Source organism: Paenibacillus sp. N22P23, from assembly GCF_059383735.1.
This window is the reverse complement of record NZ_JBXENT010000002.1, coordinates 866,311-884,381: the sequence shown is the minus strand read 5'-3', so window position 1 is coordinate 884,381 and position 18,071 is coordinate 866,311. Positions and strand designations below refer to the sequence as shown.

Annotated in this window: 15 protein-coding genes; 11 read left to right on the top strand and 4 right to left on the bottom strand. The window is 49.6% G+C overall.

Going from position 1 to position 18,071, the window contains the following annotated elements; all coding sequences use genetic code 11:
* The first annotated feature begins 131 nt into the window (after positions 1-131).
* The 3 genes from AC506A_RS14400 (at position 132) to AC506A_RS14390 (ending at position 2,583) form a co-directional block, all read left to right on the top strand.
* On the top strand, positions 132-1,109 hold the full coding sequence (locus tag AC506A_RS14400; RefSeq protein ID WP_495461678.1) for an aldo/keto reductase: 978 nt from the start codon (positions 132-134) through the stop codon (positions 1,107-1,109).
* 429 nt (positions 1,110-1,538) lie between these two features.
* Positions 1,539-1,997: a hypothetical protein gene (locus tag AC506A_RS14395; protein WP_495461677.1), complete on the top strand. Its 459-nt coding sequence runs from the start codon at positions 1,539-1,541 to the stop codon at positions 1,995-1,997.
* Between the two features lie 31 nt (positions 1,998-2,028).
* Positions 2,029-2,583, top strand: a complete 555-nt coding sequence (locus AC506A_RS14390; RefSeq protein ID WP_495461676.1) for a DNA-3-methyladenine glycosylase I — start codon at positions 2,029-2,031, stop codon at positions 2,581-2,583.
* Between the two features lie 34 nt (positions 2,584-2,617).
* On the opposite strand, the gene AC506A_RS14385 is transcribed toward AC506A_RS14390, so the two are convergent.
* On the bottom strand, positions 2,618-2,863 hold the full coding sequence (locus AC506A_RS14385; RefSeq protein ID WP_495461675.1) for a hypothetical protein: 246 nt from the start codon (positions 2,861-2,863) through the stop codon (positions 2,618-2,620).
* 117 nt (positions 2,864-2,980) lie between these two features.
* Here AC506A_RS14385 and AC506A_RS14380 point away from each other — a divergent pair, with 117 nt between their 5' ends.
* Together AC506A_RS14380 and AC506A_RS14375 are read left to right on the top strand one after the other, a co-directional pair.
* A complete protein-coding gene (locus AC506A_RS14380; protein ID WP_495461674.1) occupies positions 2,981-4,069 on the top strand; it encodes an AraC family transcriptional regulator in 1,089 nt (362 codons plus the stop codon).
* Between the two features lie 142 nt (positions 4,070-4,211).
* A complete protein-coding gene (locus AC506A_RS14375; protein ID WP_495461673.1) occupies positions 4,212-4,961 on the top strand; it encodes a phytanoyl-CoA dioxygenase family protein in 750 nt (249 codons plus the stop codon).
* 62 nt (positions 4,962-5,023) lie between these two features.
* Here AC506A_RS14375 and AC506A_RS14370 read toward each other — a convergent pair whose 3' ends face one another.
* Positions 5,024-5,311, bottom strand: a complete 288-nt coding sequence (locus tag AC506A_RS14370; RefSeq protein ID WP_495461672.1) for a DUF402 domain-containing protein — start codon at positions 5,309-5,311, stop codon at positions 5,024-5,026.
* Entirely contained in the window at positions 5,312-5,773 is a 462-nt protein-coding gene (locus AC506A_RS14365) for a DinB family protein (protein ID WP_495461671.1), read from the bottom strand. It lies immediately after the preceding gene.
* A 241-nt stretch (positions 5,774-6,014) separates the two neighbouring features.
* Here AC506A_RS14365 and AC506A_RS14360 point away from each other — a divergent pair, with 241 nt between their 5' ends.
* From AC506A_RS14360 to AC506A_RS14340, 5 genes are all read left to right on the top strand, one after another.
* Complete coding sequence (locus AC506A_RS14360) at positions 6,015-9,809, top strand: glycosyl hydrolase 53 family protein (protein ID WP_495461670.1); 3,795 nt, start codon at positions 6,015-6,017, stop codon at positions 9,807-9,809.
* Between the two features lie 126 nt (positions 9,810-9,935).
* Positions 9,936-10,982 (top strand): glycoside hydrolase family 53 protein, encoded by a 1,047-nt coding sequence (locus AC506A_RS14355; RefSeq protein WP_495461669.1) that lies wholly within the window; start codon positions 9,936-9,938, stop codon positions 10,980-10,982.
* A 163-nt stretch (positions 10,983-11,145) separates the two neighbouring features.
* The gene (locus AC506A_RS14350; RefSeq protein ID WP_495461668.1) at positions 11,146-12,900 is read left to right on the top strand and encodes a sensor histidine kinase; all 1,755 of its coding nucleotides are present in this window, start codon (positions 11,146-11,148) and stop codon (positions 12,898-12,900) included.
* Positions 12,897-14,498 (top strand): response regulator, encoded by a 1,602-nt coding sequence (locus AC506A_RS14345; RefSeq protein ID WP_495461667.1) that lies wholly within the window; start codon positions 12,897-12,899, stop codon positions 14,496-14,498. Before AC506A_RS14350 ends, AC506A_RS14345 begins: the two co-directional genes overlap by 4 nt.
* Positions 14,499-14,635: 137 nt before the next feature.
* Positions 14,636-16,369, top strand: coding sequence for a type 2 periplasmic-binding domain-containing protein (locus tag AC506A_RS14340; RefSeq protein ID WP_495461666.1), 1,734 nt, complete (start codon positions 14,636-14,638; stop codon positions 16,367-16,369).
* A 448-nt stretch (positions 16,370-16,817) separates the two neighbouring features.
* Here AC506A_RS14340 and AC506A_RS14335 read toward each other — a convergent pair whose 3' ends face one another.
* Complete coding sequence (locus tag AC506A_RS14335; RefSeq protein ID WP_495461665.1) at positions 16,818-17,090, bottom strand: hypothetical protein; 273 nt, start codon at positions 17,088-17,090, stop codon at positions 16,818-16,820.
* A gap of 76 nt (positions 17,091-17,166) precedes the next feature.
* On the opposite strand from AC506A_RS14335, the gene AC506A_RS14330 reads away from it, so the two are divergent.
* Complete coding sequence (locus AC506A_RS14330) at positions 17,167-18,066, top strand: ABC transporter permease (protein WP_495461908.1); 900 nt, start codon at positions 17,167-17,169, stop codon at positions 18,064-18,066.
* Positions 18,067-18,071: the final 5 nt, after the last annotated feature.

Here is an 18,071-nt window from a genome sequence, read left to right as displayed (position 1 = left end):
GCTGTCCGCATCTTGTATATAGTTTCATATGAAGGTGAGTCACCTATAGGTCATCTCAAACCAATCATATCGATGAATGCTGAGTCGACCATAGGTCAACTCAAACCAATCATCATAAAGGAGTAGATATAGTGGAATATCGTGTTCTTGGTCGTTCTGGATTACGAGTAAGCGAGGTAAGCTTAGGCTGCTGGGCAATTGGCGGACCTTCGTGGCGTGACGGTGAGGCAGTAGGTTGGACGGGAAATGATGACAATGAATCTCTTGCCGGTTTGAACCGGGCTTTCGAGCTTGGGATCAATCATTTTGATACGGCAGATGTTTACGGAGACGGTCACTCGGAGCGCGTTCTTGGACGTTTTCTAAAGGAAGTTCCACGCGATCAAGTCGTGATTGCGTCCAAAGTAGGCTGGTTCCGTGGGACAGCGCCAAATGCGATGCAGCCGATCCATATTCGACATCAGCTGGAGCAGTCGCTCATGAATTTAGGCACCGATTATTTGGATCTACATTTCTTCCATAATACGAATTTCGGACCGAATGATCTGTACCTGGAAGAAGCGGCGGATACGATGCGTCAGCTGCAGAAGGAAGGCAAAGTGCGCGTGATCGGACAATCCGGTTACGGCTACAGCGACTTTATGCGCGTCTGCCCGGTTACACGTCCGGACGTCTTGCAATTCCACTATAATGCATTCGGCAATTCGTTCGATAAGCCGGATACGAATCTATTCCAATGGGCAGATGAGCAAAATATCGGTATGGTTTTGTTCGGGCCGCTTGCACAGGGACTGCTTCTCGACAAATTCGATCCGGAGCATCCGCCGAAATTCGGCGAAGGCGATGTTCGGGCTTCCAACTCCTCCTATACGAAGGAGCGCCTGCTGGAAATCCGCGAGCGTCTTCAACCGATCAAAGAACGCTTCGGTATGGAGGTTCAAGATTTGGTGCGTGTAGCGATTCAGTTTGCACTTGCGCAATCGCCGAACGCTTGCGTCATTCCGGGCTTTAAGAATGCGAAACAGGTTGAATCCAACGCCCAAGGTGCAGGCAATCCATTGAATGCGGAAGAAGTAGCCTTCATTCGCAGTGTGATCCAAGGCGCTTAAGCTGTGAAAAGCTCGCTCTCAACAGTGTCTAGTACACTTTCGAAGGCGGCTTTTTTTCTGTGAATGCGCGATTGATCCTGACAGCCTCCATTTCGTCTTACTCGTTCTAACGAACCGTGGAGGCGTTATTTACGTGAAAACAGCGACTTTTTGATCTAACGAACCGTAGGGGCGCTATTTGAAGGTTTGAGGGAGAATAGGAGCTGATTTTGCCAAAATAAAGCCCCTACGGTTCGTTAGATTCTCGGAGGCGAGAAATCCGGCCCAATAAAGCCTCTACGGTTCGTTAGATTCTAGGAGCTAAGAAATTCGTCCAGGTATTACCAGTATGGTTAGCGTAAAGTCTGGGTTAATCATGTTGGTTGTAACTTTTTGGATCTATCTGCGTCTCAGATAAAGTAGATATCCTGATTAGTGAGAGGGAAGCGAATGGGCAAAGTCTTGTTTCTATATTCTTGCTTGCTAGTCTTGTTGCTGGCTGGATGTACGACGAATTCGCAATTACCGGACGAGCCAGTGAAGCCTATCATTTCCGTAGAAGGTCACAATGTTGACTATTTATTGGCGCATTATTGTTGGTATGGTTCGCAAACAGACGGAGTTTGTGCTGATCCGCCAGAGCCGGATACATACAACAAGATGATCAAAGATAGAGCAATCAAGGCGATGCCAGGTGATGTGATCTCTGTTAAGTTTCCGGTCAATCCGGATGAGTTTACATTAACCATGTACACAGATGATGGCAAACAAGTAATGATAGGCAAACCGAATCAATATCGTTATGACCTTCCAAGCAAGCCGGGTTATTATAAATACCGACTGTCGGCTGTATGGGCGGAGAGAAATACGGCCGATTATGATTTTGGCATACAAACGAACGACCCTTAACTGAGCTGACTACGAGAGGAAGCTAGAACATATGACTGCACGCTGCGCCTGGGTCAATGAGGACCCTTTATATATCGAATACCATGATCATGAATGGGGAGTACCTGAACATGAGGATCAGAAATTGTTTGAGATGCTGGTATTAGAAGGGGCACAGGCAGGACTAAGCTGGTATACCGTGCTGAAGAAACGCGAGGGATATCGGAGAGCGTTCGACGGATTCGATCCCCATAAGGTGGCTGCATACGAAGAGCACAAAGTTGCCGAGTTAATGGCTGATGACCGTATTATTCGAAATCGGTTAAAGATCCAATCGGCCATCACGAATGCCAGATGCTTCTTGAAGGTTCAACAGGAATTCGGCAGCTTTGATGCGTACATCTGGCAGTTCATCGGCGGCGTTCCAATTCGGAATCATTGGAGCACGAAGAGCGAGGTTCCGGCGACTACTCCGCAATCCGATGCCATGAGCAAGGATTTGAAGAAAAGGGGCTTTAAGTTCGTGGGATCGACGATTTGCTATGCGTATATGCAGGCTTGCGGGATGGTAGATGATCATACGTTGGACTGTGATTATCATAAATAAGCGATCGAAACACTGATTGCACATTGATCGTGCTTTACTTTACCCAGTCAATTTGTTCACATATCCTATTATAATTGTCCAAGTTGTCGTGAATGGTAAAATTGCTGGACGGGTGGTTTCTGGACGAATATTCATAGAGCAAGATTGCGCCATGCTGCAGCTGCCATGCTGTATGAATGCGAAGCACCAATTCTCCCTCTATCAGCACCTCATCGACAATTCTCCTGATGATTTGGTTGGAGAACATCCGAACTTCACCTTCCACAACGCTCCGACTCATACTATGACCTCCTAACCTTTTTGGATAGTTTAACTCACGAATAGGCTTTCACCAATATCTATAGTCGTCGTATTGACTAACCAAAACTGATATATTGACGGAGTGGGAGGCGGTTGCATGAACTATGAAGAATTGAACCGTGTTTTGTTTGAATTAACGGATTTGGAGATTAAGTTAAAAGATAGGGATCTTACAGATGAAATGATTAGAAGTCGGATTCTTTCTCCCTCCTTGTCAGAGGAAAAGCCCTCGGGCCAAAACAATTCTCGTGGGGTGCCTGCTCCGACTATGGCAATTACCCACCCGTCCACTTACCGCTACACGTTGGAGGGGGATGTTCTTCGATTGAATCTCACAGGAGAAATCTTCGCCATCTCCAGACATACCCGGTTTGTCAAAATGGTCAAACACACCCATAACCTATTTGAGATGAATTACATTTATAGCGGTACCTTTTATCAAGAGATTCAGGGAGAACGGTTTGAATTAAAAGAAGGAGACTTGATTATCCTCAATAAGAATGTGGAGCATTCCATTGACAAAGTTGGCGAAAATGATATCCTCATCAACTTCTTAGCGAAGAATGAGTTTTTTGACAGTTCCTTCATTTACAAAATACTGGGGAATAATATTCTCGGTAAGACAATTGCTTCGATTATTTCAAATGCTTCCAGGGAAAAGAACTTTCTGTTATTCCATACATCGAATAATTGGCAAATCAAACAAACGATTCAGAATCTATTATGCGAGTCATTAGGCAATGAAAATTCGAACCGAGAGATTATCAAAGCTTATCTAACGATTCTATTCACCAGGCTTTTAGAAAGTGATAGTTACGAATTGTTCTTGAACAAAGGAGTTAGAAGATCGAATATCTCGGTCATAGAATTATTAGCCTACATCAATAAAAACTATCTAAACATGACATTAGCACAAACAGCCGAGCACTTTCGGTATTCGGCAGAGCATTTAGGTCGGATCATCAAAAACGTGACCGGAAAAACCTTTTCTTCGTTAGTACAAGAGCAAAAATTCATACATGCTGCGCTGCAGTTGAAGCTGACGGATCAAACGATTGAGGAGATTTCCAAAGAAATCGGTTATAACAATTTAACCTTTTTCTATAGGAAATTTCATTCCTTGTATGGAGTCACGCCAAAGGAGTACCGCAGAGTGGTCAAGCAAGAGGAAGGTATTCCAACTTAGCTAAGTTCAATCCATATAAAGAATAGATTCTATTGGCATAAATCCGCTTGTCCTTTATGATGATAATCGAGGGCATCTTGTATAAATTTGGAAGCCGACTAGAGCCAAGTGAAATGAATCGCGATAAGGAGGAACTATCGTAATGAAGCTCACGTACGAACAGAAGCAGTCCATGTTGACCAAAGGTTATATTCAGATCAAGGGCGCCATTCCTCAAGTCATGATCGACAATGCTGTAAAGAACATTAACCATTCCGTTGGACAAGGAATGCCGCTTGAGCTAATGCCTACATTTCGCGCGCAATCCTACTGCCCTGAGCTATCTGGCAAGCCGCCGATTAGCGGTTTGTTCAATGACACGCCTATCAAATCCTACGTAGAAGAGCTGCTGGGTGAAGGGATGATCCATCCAATTACGGGCGGACAGATCGCCTTGCGTTTCCCTTCGCTGCAGGATCCGCCACTCATCAACAAACCTCACCTGGACGGTATGTACACGCCAACTAATGGAGTGAAGGAAGGGACAATCGGCAATTTCTCTATGCTTGTCGGCGTGCTGCTTAGTCCGGTGCGCGACGTCTTTTCCGGTAATTTTACGGTATGGCCGGGTACGCATACCATCTATGAAAAGTATTTCCAAGAACATACACCAGATGCGCTGTTTAAAGGTATGCCGCCTGTAGAGCTGCCGGAGCCTGTGCAAACAACAGGGGAACCCGGTGATGTGTTCCTCGTTCACTATCAGCTGGCCCATACTGTAGCGCTGAACGCTTCTCCTAATACGAGATATGCGATTTTCTTCCGAGTCTCTCATATCGAGCACGAGCAGGACTGGAGAGCGCCGATGACCGATATATGGCGGCATTGGCCGGGTATTCGCGCCATTCAATAGAATCCGATGTGAAGCAGCTTGTTGGCTTAGGCCGACAAGCTGTTTTTTCTGAAATGTTATGGTTACATGTACTGATGTTCGATTGCCTTCAAGATAGTACCGGGGAAAGTCTTCGTATTGAGTTCAGTTAGAATAGCGTGAAGAGACTTCAAACTGCGTGAAACTTGTTCATGTGACATCACATTCGAGCTTAATGCGGTTTCGAAATCATCCATATCGTAAACGTGATAACTTCCATCAACATTTACCGAAATATCAATAAACATATCATGAACGCAATATACATTCGGTCGTATCTCTTGAATATCAACGATATCAATTAACCACCAAGAAATCCGCTCACTACTCATTTAAATGAATCCTCTACCTATCACATTCGCTGATATCGGCTGTAACCCAAGCTCTCTTGCCCATACGGATAGCTGACCTATATGATGAATTTCATGTGCAAGGACATGGCGTAATATTTCCCCTTTAGTAAAACGTCCTTCAGTCCAGGGAACAGTTACACTATCAGTCTCGAAATCAGTTGACCAAGTATCAAGGTATGCCTTTGTTTCTTGGAGCCATGAATCGGAAAGTTCCTTTACTTGTTCAAGCGTCTTATAGTGCTCAAACTGGACTTGGATATCCGGTTTCCCTTGTATTCCACGAATCCAACTATATTCCACGTCTGAAATATGGAAGAGCGTATAAAGAATACTGCCTGCCCCGCCAATTCGATTCTGCAACAGCTCTTCTAATGGGACTTGCTTGAGCAGTTCGAACCATTCATCTCTTACCCTCCAATTATACGGAAACAATTTGATCAACTTAAACACCCCTTATTAGCTATTGTGGACCAGTCCATACTGGAATGATTTTACACTAATTATAGAACGAATGTTCTCGTTTATCAATTGAATAATCTGGCTCCGCTTAGCTCAAACAGTGCCGCCACACCATACAACTGCTTGTCAAAACTGTAGATATGTTCGTTTCGTGCCATACGTTCCGCTGCGTGCCTTCCTTATAATTGATAGTGTAGGACATTCATCAGGGGAGGTATTTACATTGAATCGTTCATATCATCAATCTCGCTTGAACCGGTGGAAACAAGGGCTCTCGGCCTTGACCGCCGCCATAATGATTCTTTCTATGCTCATTTCGGCTGTTGCTGTACCGGGGAAAGCTGGAGCAGCTGCCACGAATTTGATTGCAAATCCCGGATTTGAGGATGGACTGACAGGTTGGGATTATACAAATTTAGATGGCTCGGAACCAGGGCCGGCATCCACGCTTACGATCTCGGGGAGCGATGTGCACACGGGGACAGCCGCAGCAAGCTATTGGAACGGCAGTGCATATGCGTTCAAGCTGAGCCAGACGGTGACCGGACTTTCGAACGGCACCTACACACTGAAAGCATGGTCTTCGGGGGACGCGGACAATAACAATTTGAAGCTCTATGCCGACAACTTCGGAGGCGAGAAACGGACAGCGGCTATTACCAACAGCGGCTGGGGGACGATTACGCCTTACACGATCGAAGGGATTAGCGTTACGAACGGTCAAGCGACAATTGGGTTTGAGGTGAATGGTTTGGCGGGAAAATGGGGCTTTTTCGACGATGTGGAGTTGGTGAAGATGGAGGAGCCTACGGTTCCGGAAGAGTCTGACGAGCCTTTCATCAAGGGGGCAGATATTTCAAGCCTCCAGGCCATTGAAGATGCCGGCGGCAAATATTATGAAGGCGGCGTAGAGCGTGATTTACTGGATATTCTGAAGGAGCATGGCGTGAACTACATCCGGCTGCGCCTGTGGAACAATCCGGTGGAGGCAGACGGCTACAACGACAAAGCCCACATCATTGCGATGGCACAGCGGGTGAAGGAGAAGGGCATGAAACTGCTGCTCGACTTCCATTACTCGGATTTCTGGGCCGATCCGGGCAAACAAGTGAAGCCGGAGGCATGGGTGAATCTGAGCTTCGACGATTTGCAGCAAGCAGTCTATGATTACACGGCAGATGTGATGAACGGGTTGAAGGACGTGGATGCTTACCCGGATATGGTGCAGATCGGGAACGAAATCAATCCCGGCATGCTGCTGCCTGACGGATCGACTTCGGATTTCAGCAAGCTGACGGCGCTGTTGAAACAGGGCATTCAAGCGGTTCGCGACACGACCCCAGCGGAACATAAGGTCAAGATCATGCTGCATCTGGCAGAGGGCGGCAACAACTGGGCTTTCCGCAGCTTCTTCGACGCGATGGAGGCGGCAGATGTCGATTATGATGTCATCGGCATGTCCTTCTATCCATTCTGGCATGGGCCATTTCAGTCGCTGAAAGATAATTTGAACGATATGGCGGACAGATACGGCAAGCAAGTGATCGTTGCCGAAACCTCCTACGGCTTCACAGTAGAGGACGGCGACGGCCACCCGAACAACTTCTCGCAAGATGAAGCAGATGAAGCGGGTTTCCCTGCAACGGTAGAGGGGCAGAAGCAAGTGCTCACCACCGTCATGAACACGGTAGCGCATGTGCCGGGCGGTAAAGGAGCAGGTGTCTTCTACTGGGAGCCGGCTTGGATTCCGGTTCCGAAGGACAGTGAGGGCAACTTCCAGGCAGGCTGGAAAAGCGGCGAAGGCGCATCATGGGACAATCAGGCGCTGTTTGATTTCCAAGGCAATGTACTCCCATCGCTGGATGCATTCCAATTCGAGCCCGGCGATCTGGACACGAAGGCTGCACTAACGGCGACGAATCCTGAAGGCATCAGTGTTCCGGTCAATGAACAGGCGGATGCGGTGTCTGCGCTCCTGCCTGCAACGGCCGATGTACTTTACAACGAAGGCAGCATTGAGCCAGCTGCTGTAGAGTGGTCCGCTATTGAACAGGATGATCTGAGCCGAATCGGTACATTTGAGGTCGGTGGGCTGATAACAGGAACTGAGCTGACAGTTAAGGTTCGGGTTAACGTAACGACCAATCGCAACCTATTGCATAACGGAAGCTTCGAAGACAGCACAGCCTTCACGGGCTGGACCGTTACAGATGCAAGCGGCGCAGCTAAAGTGAAGACGGATGCTGCTAATGCATCCGCAGGTTCGAAAGCGGTCAATTACTACTCCGGCGCAGCGTTTGGGTTTACGATGGCACAAACCGTTACCGGACTTGCGAACGGAACGTATCTGCTCAAAGCGAAGATTTCCGGCGGCGGCGGAGACAACGCGATTCATCTGTTTGCCCAAGACTTCGGCGCTGAAGCGATGCAAAGCGGCGCTATTGTAAACACAGGTTGGCAGAACTGGAATGATGCAGAGATTGGCAACATTCAGGTGACGAATGGTCAAGTCACGATTGGTTTGACTGTGGATGCACCTGCCGAAACATGGGGCTGGATCGACGAATTCGAGCTGTACCGGGAAACCTCTGTAGCTCAGTGGACGGAAGGGAAGACACTTACCGCATCGAATATCGGAACGAGCAGCGTCAAACTGAATTGGTCCGGCGCGGCGGACGCAGATCAAATAAACGGCTACAAGATCTATAAGGACAGCAAACTGCTTACTACGGTTAGCGGAACCGAATACGTAGTCTCAGACCTGACCGCGGATACGGCCTATAGCTTCAAAGTAGAAGCGAGCTTAGATGGTGAGATTTGGACATCAACAGGCCCGTCGACACCTGTGCATACAGCCAAAGAAGCAGGCCCAGTGGCAGCTTCACCCGTGACCCCGCCAAGTAACACGGAGGTGTTCGCGATTACAGCAGGCAGCTTAACTCCGGATGCGGGCGGTAAAGTTGAAGTTACTGTGCCTGCTGGCAAGACAGCTATCGCTCTCCCTGCTAATACAGCGAAGCTGCTCGGAACTAACCCACTTACACTACTGACAGAGAAGTTCTCGCTGAGTATTCCATCATCGGTGTTCAGCCAGTTATCGACTCTTGCCGGTGCCTCCTCGAATGCAGACGCTGCCATTGCCTTGACGCTCACGCCATTGGCAAAGGATGCATCAAGCACAAAGGCAGTTCTAACCGAGAAGGACATCACACTCGTAGGTGAGGTGTACAGTTTCACACTGTCGATTCGTTCAAAAGAGGGCAAGGAAACGAAGTTGTCGCAATTCGAAGAGCCGCTTACGATTCGGTTCTCATCGGCAGGCATTACGGATCCAGATATTGCCGGTATCTTCTTCATCGGAGATGACGGCAAAATGGAATATATCGGGGGCACGCGGGAAGCAGATGCCGTTACAGCCGAGATTCACCATTTCAGCAGCTACGCGCTGCTGCAAGTGAACCATAGCTTCTCAGATGTGGCCCATCAGCATTGGGCTTACAAGACCATTCGCCAATTGGCGGCTAAACAAGTGGTGAGCGGCACAAGTGCCGATCGCTTCGAGCCGAATAAACAAGTGACGCGCGCAGAATTTGCAGCCTTACTCGTGAAAGCGCTGAAGCTCGCTGATACTTCCTCCGCAGCGCCTGCGCCGACGTTCACCGACGTTCCGGCTGATGCATGGTTTGCTCCTTACGTGGCAAAGGCTGCTCAAGCCGGAATTATTACTGGCAGAAACGCTGCAACTTTCGACCCGAATAGCTCAATCACACGCGAAGAAATGGCGGTCCTGACGATGCGTGCTTACGATGTGCTGCATGGAGCTTCTACCACCGCAGCAGTGGAATCGACAGAGCCGTTCGCCGATCAAGGCGAAATATCCGCTTGGGCTGCGGCAGCGATCAAGCAAGCATCTGCGTTGGGACTTGTGCAAGGGCAAGCAGCTGGCAAGTTCGCACCGCAAGGAGTGGCAACAAGAGCCGAGGCTGCTCAAGTGGTCTGGAACCTGCTGGCCCCATAAAACCTGTTTATGAAAACATTGGTAATGTTTAAATAACATCCTTCAATCCCCCTGTATAAAGCGCTTACAATATTTATGGGGGCAGAAAGAAAATGCCCTACATGTATCGTTCAAGGGGGATATGGGATGTTGAAGAAAGGCATTGGAGCATTGCTTGTTTTAGCACTATGTTTGTCGCTGTTGGCGCTGCCGGCGGTGAAGCCGCAGGTGGCCGAAGCCGCCGCTCCTGCGTTTGCTAAGGGAGCGGATATCAGCTGGGTGCCGGGCATGGAGGCGCAAGGGAAGAAGTGGAAGGACAAGAACGGCGTGCAGCGGGATATCATTGATATTCTCAAAACCGATTATCAAATCAATTCCGTCCGCATTCGGGTATTCGTTAATCCATCCAGCGACTATGGCAATGGGTATATGAACAAGGACCGCGCTGCCGATCTGGCGCTGCGCGCCAAGAATGCCGGCATGAGCATCATGCTGACGCTGCACTACAGCGACTCTTGGGCCGATCCCAGCAAGCAAACGAAACCTGCTGCATGGAGCAGCTTAAACTTCACGCAGTTGACCAGTACCTTGTATTCCTACACCGTAGACGTAATGAACACGATGAAGAATAAAGGCGTCACGCCGGACTGGGTACAAATCGGCAATGAAACGAATGACGGCATGCTCTGGAACGATGGCAAAGCATCCACGAACATGCAGAATTACGCAACGCTGATTACGACCGGGAACAATGCAGTCAAATCGGTGAGCAGCACGACGAAGACGATCGTACATGTGTCTAACGGCTACGACAATTCGTTATTCGTGTGGAACATCGGAGGTTTGATCAGTAAAGGCGCGACCTTCGATATTATCGGCATGTCGCTGTATCCGTCCACCACGGACTGGAGCACCAAGAACACGCAAACGCTCAGCAATGCGAACAATATGATTTCCCAGTACGGCAAGCCGGTTATGATCTGCGAAATCGGCATGTCGTACAGCTCGCCGTCCACCGCGAAGAGCTTCATTACGGATATCAAAACCAAGATTCGCGGCATCTCCGGCGGCAAAGGCTTAGGCGTCTTCTACTGGGAGCCTGAGGCGACACCGGGCTACAATGGGGGCTATAATCTGGGTGCTTGGCAGGCGGATATGAAGCCGACAATTGCACTGGAAGGTTTCTTGAACTAGGTTCAACAAGAGGATTCCCTCAGGCCCGTAATAAGGTCTGAAGGGGAATCCTCTTCCCCGTTTGTCCAAATATAAGAATGTATAAGCTTGAAGACAACAACGCGGCGGCTCCATTATAATGTTGAAGCATGTCATTACACCTAAGGCAAGGATGGGACGCGCAATGCCAAGAATTAATTTGTTTAGCAAAATCGTCATCACACTAGCTGTTCTGATCGTATTGATTGCGGGGCTCTACTTCCTCTCCAATCAGACGAGCACGGATGTGCTGCGAAACGAGCTGAATAAGTCGAATACGAGCAAGCTCGACTTCTTTCAGTCACAGGTAGACGCGAATATGAATTCCGTCACGCTGTGGCCGAATTTGCTCGTGCGCGATCCCGATATTTCCGAGCTGAGGGACATGCCTCCGATTGGGGAAGGTTCCCTTGACCTAGATAGGATCAACCTTGTCAAACGGATTCAGCAGAAGCTGAGCACGCAGGAGAGCTCTATCAATTGGAAATGCTCGCTGTACATATACTCACCGCGGCTTGGCCGCGTTATTACGGTCAATGATGTTCGCGGTTACGATGATGTTGCGTTAAAACAGCGGCTGCGGCAAGGCTGGCATGTGAGGAAGGATGCGCCTGACTCGACGAATAGCTACGAGTTCTCGCTGCTAACCGTCACGCCATACTACGCGATGAATCGTCCCGAGGATGCCGATCTCATTATCGAGGTACGCTTCAACAGCAGCAATATCGTAGGGATGCTGGATGAATTCAACAGCGACGGCAGACGTAACCCGTTCTTCTATAAACAAGACGTAGGGACGATCTTCAACAACACGGCAGACCGAAGCGTTGCGCAGGAGCTGGTAGGCAAGCTGGAGCAGCAGCATCTGATGGACAGCAGCAACCAGACGATTGAGTTGAAGGGCATTAAGTACTTAGTCAATACGAAGCAATCGCCGCTGACGCAGTGGTATTTGGTAGACTATATCCCCTACAGCGATGTCATTGGCCCGATTCAAAAGTCGAATCATCTGTTCTATGCAACGCTGGGTTCACTGCTGATTATGGGCTGCGTCATGGCATACCTGCTGTACGCACAGGTCCAAGTCCCGATGAAGAGGCTCATTCAGAGCTTCCAACGGCTCAAGCAGGAAGATTATTCCGTTCGACTTGTGCCGAAAGGAAACAGCGAATTCAGCTATGTCTTCGTGCGGTTTAATTCCATGGTAGCGCAAATTCAGGAGCTGTTCGGTACCGTTTATTTAGAGAAAATCCATGTGCGGGAAGCGCGGCTCAAGCAGCTGCAATCACAGATCAATCCGCATTTCTTCTATAATTGCTTTTCCTTTATCTCGAGCATGGCCAAATTAGAGAATTACAAAGCGATTGTGGCGATGTCTCAAAATCTATCTGCCTACTACCGCTATACCACGAGGCAGGAGCGAGGCGAAGTAAAGCTGGCGGAAGAGCTCGATTTTGTAACGAGCTATTTGGAAATCCAGCGGCTTCGCATGAACCGGCTGCATTTTGAAGTAGAGCTTCCTTCTTGGCTGCGTCATCTGGACATTCCGCCGCTGCTCATTCAGCCGCTTGTGGAGAATGCCGTCTTGCACGGCATCGAAGGCCGAGCAGGTGAAGGCATCATCCGGCTTACCGCGAAGGAGGAGGACGGAGAAATCCAAATCCGCGTCGAAGACAACGGCAAAGGGCTTGATGAAGCGGGGATCAGATCCCTTGTGAATAAACTGGATGAGCCGATGGGCGAAGAGACAGGCTGCGGATTATGGAATGTCAATCAGCGATTGCAGCTGCGATACGGTGAAGGAGCAGGCATGACCTTCGCCAATGGGGAACAAGGCGGCCTCATCGTAACACTGCATTGGAGGACTCATCACAGTGACGGAAAGGACATGAGAGCATGATTGAAATTTTACTCGTAGACGATGAGTCCTATGTGACGGAAAGCTTGAAGAAAACGATACCTTGGGAAGCGCTGAACGTTCGTGCTGTCTATACGGCCGCTTCCGCTATGGAAGCCATTGCGATTATGGAGAGCCAGTCAATCGATATTCTCGTGACCGATATCCGGATGCCGGAGATGGACGGTCTTGCTCTGGTTCGTTTGGTCAGCGAGCGATGGCCGGATATGAGGCGAATCCTGCTCACTGGCTATTCCGATTTCGAATACGCGAAGAAGGCGATCCAGCTGCAGGTGTCCGATTATATTTTGAAGCCTGTCGACGATGATGAGTTTATGCGAAGTATACTGGGTGCGATCGAATCGCTCAAGGATGAGTGGGAGGCAGCCGACCGTTATCACAGGCTGCTCTACGATATGAAGTCAGATCATTCCGTGCTCAAAGAAAACCTCATGAATGATCTGCTGCTCGGCAGACAGCTATCCAGTCAAACCATCGGCGATAAGCTGCGACAGTATGCGCTTCCGATCAGCTTGGATGCTCCTTCCTTCCTGATGTTGATTCAGCTGGGAAGCCATTTTGCCGATTATGATCCGCAGTCGGTTCGGCTAATTGAATTCGCTGTCGGCAATATTGCCGAAGAAGTGTTAGGTTCATCGTTTAAAGTATGGCACAGCAAGGCGCCCCACGATTGCCTCGTGCTGTTGATCTCCGGCGAGATCAGACCGCTGCGGGCAGAGATGGAGAAGCTCGCGCGGGAAGTCGGCATGCAAGTGCGCACCCATCTCAAAGGTGACATCTCCATCGTCGTCAGCCCGTGGTTCGAATTTCCGAGCAAGCTGTCAGCTGCCTATCGCAGCGCGCTAGGCGCTTTGCTCCAGCATGGAAGAACGAATGAAGCGTCGATTCTGTTTCAAGAGGATTACCCGGAGAACCGCTATTCCGTGAAATCGATCGAGGCTTTGTATAAACCGCCAACGCTCATTCATTTGCTAGAGTCGAAGCAGTGGACGGCGGCTGAAGAGAAGATTGGCGAAGTGTTCGGTTATCTGGAAGCGGAGAAAGCGTTCATTACGATGGAGCATCTGTATGAAGTGTACCTCTGCATCACGAACGCCTATCTCTACCTCGTTCATAAGCAAGGGCTGTTGATTCATCAGATTGAAGGGTTGGAGTTCGATCTCATGCTGAACCAGAGCGTGCTGCAGTCGCCGGAACGGCTGCGCAAATGGGCGCTGCTTTCGCTCGAGAAGCTGAAGCAGGAGATGTCCGAATCGGATCGGTACACGAAAAGCCATATGATTAAACAGGTGCAGGAGCTCGTCACGCAGGATATCGGGCTTGATATTTCAGTCAAAACCATCGCCGACAAGGTGTATCTGCACCCTGTCTACCTCTCCAAGATTTATAAGAGCGAGACCGGGGAGAGCCTCGGCGATTTCATCATTCGCATCCGGATGGAGAAGGCACTCTATCTGCTGAAGCATTCCAATAAGAAGATCTACGAGATTACCTCGGAGCTGGGCTACCAGAACCCGCAATATTTTAGCAAAATGTTCAAGAAGCACTATGGCATGACACCGAACGAATATCGTGACTAACCAGGTATCAACTTGGGCATCGCAAAGGTAGAGAAAGGTTGGCAAAGGTGCAGAAATCTTCGCTAAGTATCATAGGTTCCGGGCCTATACTTCCCTATAATTAATCTTGTAAGACATAACCGCGTAGGGGGAAGAACATGACAACCACATGGAAAAAGGGGATTTTCACAGCGTCCGCGCTTATGCTGATTACTTCCGGCTTGGCGGCTTGCTCCGGCAATAACGAGAACGGCAACAGCGGCAATAAGAATGCGGCTTCCACAGAGCAGAGCAATACGACGAACAACCAGGCAGCGAACACGACCGAAGAGGCGAAACCGGAGAGCGCTTATAAAGACAAATACGATCCGGCCGTTACCATCTCTACCGTATGGGGCGTTGACCCTGCACTAAAATTCAAGAACGGTGAGTCCATTGAGAACAATGTCCAGACGAAGTGGGCACTAGATACACTGGGTATCAAGATCGATTCGCTCTGGTCCGTAACCGATACGAATAATGCTTTTGCAACGAAACTTAGACTCTCCATGTCTTCCGGTCAGGATCTGCCGGATGTCGTAACAATCGGCGACTCGCAGCTGGCGCAGGATTTGATCGAAACCGGCGCGTTCCGCGATGTGGGCGAGCTGTTCGACCAGTACGCGAATGAGAAGTGGAAAACGGCGATGAGTCTTGATTCGAACGTCTGGAATCCCTACATCCGCGATGGCAAGAAGATGGGTATTCCTGTTCTTGATTACGCATACAACCACGACTACCTGCTTTGGATCCGCCAGGACTGGATGGATAAGCTGAACCTGCAAGCGCCGAAGACGCTCGATGATTTGGAGAAAATCATGGACGCGTTCAAGAATCAGAATCCGGACGGTCTGAAACCGGATAAAGTTGTACCGTTGTCCATCGGCTTCAAGACGACGATGAACACGTGGATGGGCGATCCTTCTTGGGTCTTCGGTGCGTATGGCACGATCCCTTCCCAGTGGAATCAAGCGGCTGACGGCAGCCTGGAGTGGGGCTCCATCAATCCGGCGTCCAAGCAAGCGCTGGATAAGCTGAAGCAGTGGCGCGATAAAGGCTATATTCCTAGTGAGGCAGCGATCTGGGATGAGAATAAGACGGCGGAGCCTGCGGTTGCAGGAACGGCGGGCATCATTCCGGGACCTTACTGGATGAGCGGCTGGCCGCTGACGGATACAGCGAAGAACGTACCTACGGCGGTATGGAAGCCCTATGCGCTTCCTACAGGTCCGGATGGCAAAGCAGGACGCCACGGCACGAACTTCACGAGCGGCGTAACGCTGATCAACAAAGACATGGAACATCCGGAAGCGATTTTCACGTATCAGAATTACCTGTTTGATCATCTGGCTGATCCGCAAACGGGCAGCGACTGGGATCTCGGCGTATTCAAAGGCTATGACTACGATCTGGACGCTAGCGGCAACCCGCTGTACTTGGACAAAATCCCTGGCGGCGAAGTCAATATCAACCGTTACTGGCTCGTGAAGGATGGAGCACGTATTCCGGATGCTCAGATGAAAGCGCTCTTGAAGCTGGCAGACGGAAGCGAAGCGACGACGAAGCTGGAGAAAGAGGTTAAGAATAACTACGGAGCGGAAACGCCTGCTGCAGCGAAAGTGCTGTTGTCGCAGCCGGATATCTCGTTCAAGGACTTGTTCACAGGACCTGCCACGCAAACGATGCAATCCAAGCTGGACTACCTGAAGAAAATCGAGCTTCAAACCTTCAATGAAATTATCTACGGCAAGAAGGGCTTGGACAGCTTCGACCAATTCGTAGCCGATTGGAAATCCGCAGGCGGCGACAAAATGACCCAAGAAGTCAACGATTGGTACAAGAGCACCAAATAACCCGAATCCGGGGCAGCTGGGCAACCGGCTGCTCTTTTTTATAAAGTTGTTGGAGAATGCAGCCGCAACTCACATTCTTCGTGCCCAGTATAGTAGTAACATGCATCTCGCATGGGCTGGCCTGTGCCGAAAGCTGCATCCGCGTGCCTAATCTAGTAACATGCATCTCGCATGGGCTGGTTTGTGCCGAAAGCTGCATCCGCGTGTCGCATTCCGGTTACCGTAATCCGTTGGATCTCGTGTGTCACGCGCCGCGAAAATCTAACGAATCCTGGAGGTCTTATTTGGTCGGAATTCGGGGCTCCGAGACTCTAACGAATCGTACGGGTCTTATTTCGGCAAAATGGACTGTAATTTACTCGAAAACCCCCAAATAGGGCTTTTACGATTCGTTAGAATTTTTTTGAAGGTGTTTTGGGGCAAATAAGACCTCTACGATTCGTTAGAGTTAGTTTGACGCAATCTGCATCACACGATTTAGTGCCGCAACAAGGACGCCGAAAGCCGCATCATGCGTGCTGTACCGCAACTCGCATCTCGCATGCCGCACCATGCGTACCGTAACGCGATTCGGATGCCGAAGGCTGCACCATGCGAGCCGTACCGCGACTCGCATCTCGCATGCTACTCCATGCGAGCCGTCACGCGATTCGGATGCCGAAGGCTGCACCATGCGAGCCGTACCGCGACTCGCATCCTTTAGCCGTGCTGTCAGCTCCAACTGCAACACTCAACCGGCGGCGGACGCCAGATTGCACGGCCGCCTTTACTCAATGAAACGCACTAGGAGGTACATGATGACAAGTTATCTCAAGAGAACATGGTATTTTCATGTAATGCTGCTGCCTGCCCTAGTGTTTCTGATCGTGTTCAACTACCTGCCGATGGGCGGCATTGTGATGGCATTCCAGGATTACAAGCCATGGCTGCACATCAGCGGATCCGATTGGATCGGGCTTGATAATTTCCGGTCGTTGTTCGAACGCGAGGATAGCTTGCAGGTCATTTGGAATACGTTTTTTATCGCCTTACTCAAAATCATTTTCAACTTGATCACGCCGTTTACGTTCGCCATTCTGCTCAATGAAATCCGCCAGCGGCACTTGAACCGCTCGGTGCAAACCTTGGTCTATCTGCCACATTTCCTCTCATGGGTCATTCTGGGTGGCATTCTCGTGGAATTCCTCTCCTCTGACGGAGGGTTCGTCAATCGCATCCTGGGCCAGCTATTTGGAATCAAGCCAATCTTCTTCCTCGGGGATGGCAATTGGTTCCGGTTCACCGTCATCGTATCCGAGGTATGGAAAGAATTCGGCTACGGTACGATCGTGTTCCTTGCTGCACTTGCAGGCATTAATCCTTCTCTATATGAGGCTGCCGAGATGGATGGCGCGAGCCGCTGGAAGCAGACGCTGCACATTACCATTCCGTCGCTTATTCCAATTGCGATTGTGGTTGGCACGTTGTCGCTCGGCAACATACTCAATGCGGGCTTCGATCAGATTTTCAACCTATACAATCCACTGGTGCTGGATAAAGGCGATATTATCGACACCTTCGTCTTCCGTACCGCCATTCTCGACGGACAGTTCGGTTTTGCAACGGCAGTGGGCCTTTTCAAATCCGTCATTAGCATGATCCTGATTATTATCTCGTACCGGTTAGCCTACAAATGGGCCAATTACCGGGTGTTCTAAGGAGG

What these genes read in the sequence shown, in the direction of transcription:
- AC506A_RS14385 (WP_495461675.1), bottom strand. Translation starts at nt 2,863, where the DNA reads ATGAGTCGGAGCGTTGTGGAAGGTGAAGTTCGGATGTTCTCCAACCAA.
- AC506A_RS14345 (WP_495461667.1), top strand. Translation starts at nt 12,897, where the DNA reads ATGATTGAAATTTTACTCGTAGACGATGAGTCCTATGTGACGGAAAGC.
- AC506A_RS14395 (WP_495461677.1), top strand. Translation starts at nt 1,539, where the DNA reads ATGGGCAAAGTCTTGTTTCTATATTCTTGCTTGCTAGTCTTGTTGCTG.
- AC506A_RS14355 (WP_495461669.1), top strand. Translation starts at nt 9,936, where the DNA reads ATGTTGAAGAAAGGCATTGGAGCATTGCTTGTTTTAGCACTATGTTTG.
- AC506A_RS14375 (WP_495461673.1), top strand. Translation starts at nt 4,212, where the DNA reads ATGAAGCTCACGTACGAACAGAAGCAGTCCATGTTGACCAAAGGTTAT.
- AC506A_RS14350 (WP_495461668.1), top strand. Translation starts at nt 11,146, where the DNA reads ATGCCAAGAATTAATTTGTTTAGCAAAATCGTCATCACACTAGCTGTT.
- AC506A_RS14390 (WP_495461676.1), top strand. Translation starts at nt 2,029, where the DNA reads ATGACTGCACGCTGCGCCTGGGTCAATGAGGACCCTTTATATATCGAA.
- AC506A_RS14380 (WP_495461674.1), top strand. Translation starts at nt 2,981, where the DNA reads ATGAACTATGAAGAATTGAACCGTGTTTTGTTTGAATTAACGGATTTG.
- AC506A_RS14370 (WP_495461672.1), bottom strand. Translation starts at nt 5,311, where the DNA reads ATGAGTAGTGAGCGGATTTCTTGGTGGTTAATTGATATCGTTGATATT.
- AC506A_RS14330 (WP_495461908.1), top strand. Translation starts at nt 17,167, where the DNA reads ATGACAAGTTATCTCAAGAGAACATGGTATTTTCATGTAATGCTGCTG.
- AC506A_RS14340 (WP_495461666.1), top strand. Translation starts at nt 14,636, where the DNA reads ATGACAACCACATGGAAAAAGGGGATTTTCACAGCGTCCGCGCTTATG.